We start from the raw sequence: 646 nt of genomic DNA on the forward strand, positions 1-646 counted from the left end.
GAATTTCAATAAGGCGATGAACTTTGTTTTGTATGTTTTAAAGTGGTGGAGGATGACGGGATCGAACCGCCGACCCCTTGCTTGTAAGGCAAGTGCTCTCCCAGCTGAGCTAATCCTCCACGAAGAAGTGACCCGTACGGGATTCGAACCCGTGTTACCGCCGTGAAAGGGCGGTGTCTTAACCACTTGACCAACGGGCCATGCTGATGGATAATGGCGGAGAGCAAGGGATTCGAACCCTTGAGGCGCTATTCACGCCTACACGATTTCCAATCGTGCTCCTTCGACCACTCGGACAGCTCTCCACGATGGCTCCGCAGGCAGGATTCGAACCTGCGACCAATCGGTTAACAGCCGATTGCTCTACCACTGAGCTACTGCGGAATCATATAATATCCTTATCAAAGTGTGATTTGACCACGTAACTGCCCATCGCTGAGCCATTACTGAGAGATATCGCTTTAGACATTTATTATTATAATGATTCGTGATGAGCTGTCAAGGCCTTTTTCATTCCTTCAAAACTAGATAACCATCGGAAGAAGCCGCGTATCGTCCTATCTAGCTCCGGCCGCCATCGGCTCGCGACGCTTCGGTCCTGCTGTGGTGGCATAGCCTCCTCGCAGGCCCTCCAGCGCGTTTCGCC

At 51.7% G+C, this 646-nt stretch carries 4 tRNA genes; all 4 read right to left on the reverse strand.

Features of this window, described 5'->3' with window-relative positions:
• Positions 1–43 precede the first annotated feature (43 nt).
• A tRNA-Val gene (locus B4113_RS11630) sits at positions 44–119 on the reverse strand.
• A 9-nt stretch (positions 120–128) separates the two neighbouring features.
• Positions 129–200, reverse strand: a tRNA-Glu gene (locus tag B4113_RS11635).
• Between the two features lie 14 nt (positions 201–214).
• A tRNA-Ser gene (locus B4113_RS11640) sits at positions 215–305 on the reverse strand.
• Positions 306–309: 4 nt separating this feature from the next.
• Positions 310–384, reverse strand: a tRNA-Asn gene (locus B4113_RS11645).
• Positions 385–646 lie beyond the last annotated feature (262 nt).

The sequence above is a fragment of the Geobacillus sp. B4113_201601 genome, assembly GCF_001587475.1.
Lineage (GTDB): Bacteria > Bacillota > Bacilli > Bacillales > Anoxybacillaceae > Geobacillus > Geobacillus icigianus.